The sequence below is a fragment of the Parasphingorhabdus sp. genome (genome assembly GCF_036963805.1).
In the GTDB taxonomy this organism is placed as follows: domain Bacteria; phylum Pseudomonadota; class Alphaproteobacteria; order Sphingomonadales; family Sphingomonadaceae; genus Parasphingorhabdus.
This window is the reverse complement of record NZ_JBALUN010000045.1, coordinates 1-744: the sequence shown is the minus strand read 5'-3', so window position 1 is coordinate 744 and position 744 is coordinate 1. Positions and strand designations below refer to the sequence as shown.

At 53.1% G+C, this 744-nt stretch carries 3 protein-coding genes; 1 reads left to right on the top strand and 2 read right to left on the bottom strand.

The genetic code is table 11. The annotated features are described in order from the left end of the window. Positions 1-322 (bottom strand): helix-turn-helix domain-containing protein (locus V7676_RS18705; protein ID WP_335661067.1); only part of this gene is annotated, 322 nt, incomplete at its 3' end. Positions 323-374: 52 nt separating this feature from the next. Further along, positions 375-497, bottom strand: coding sequence for a hypothetical protein (locus V7676_RS18700; protein WP_335661066.1), 123 nt, complete (start codon positions 495-497; stop codon positions 375-377). A 40-nt stretch (positions 498-537) separates the two neighbouring features. Here V7676_RS18700 and V7676_RS18695 point away from each other — a divergent pair. Continuing rightward, positions 538-744, top strand: a 207-nt coding sequence (locus V7676_RS18695) for a LysR family transcriptional regulator (protein WP_335661065.1), incomplete at its 3' end; no start/stop codon positions are given.

Genomic DNA, 744 nt, shown 5'->3' with positions numbered 1-744 from the left:
ATATCGTGGCGTCGGATAGTTTTATGCCATGGTAGCGCGCCAGATACCACATGATCCGTTCGGGTCCGAGGTGGTATTTGCGGCGCAGATGAAGAACCTTCTCGGCAACCTCAGGCGGTGTCTGGTTGGGTGGATTTTTAGGAATTGTTTTGGCATTGACCAGCCCAGCTTCACCGCCGCGCTCATAAGCGCGCTTCCATCTGTAAAAGCTGGCCCGGCCAATGCCAAAATAGCGGCAGGTCTTAGCGACATGCCCTATCTTCTCTGCGTGCTGCAATATCCGTAATTTGCGCTGTACTTCGCGCTCGTCTTCCTTGGTCATAGATACATCTCCTTCCTGCTTCAGGAATTTACAGAAGATGTCTCACGAGTCCCTACATATCTACAGTCACGACAATCTCGCTTTGCAGGGTTGATGATTGCGCATTGCCGACGCCATGCAAAGCCGCGCTGACCATCAAAGCCGCGGCAAGCGCGGTGGGAATTACATATTTCAACTCAATTACTCCGTCTGTCTGAAGCATCAACATTAGAGCAATGGTTCATTTCCACAAAACGGGATTGTCAGAACAATATATTCGGCTTATCCAAATTCAAATGGATATCATCGCTTTCCGAACCTTTCTCGCAGCAGCAGAGACCGGCAGCTTCGCCGGCGCGGCCCAGCGGGTCAACGCCAGCCCCTCCAGCGTCACCGAGCGGATCAAGCAGCTCGAGCACCATCTCGGCGCGCGCCTGTTCGAC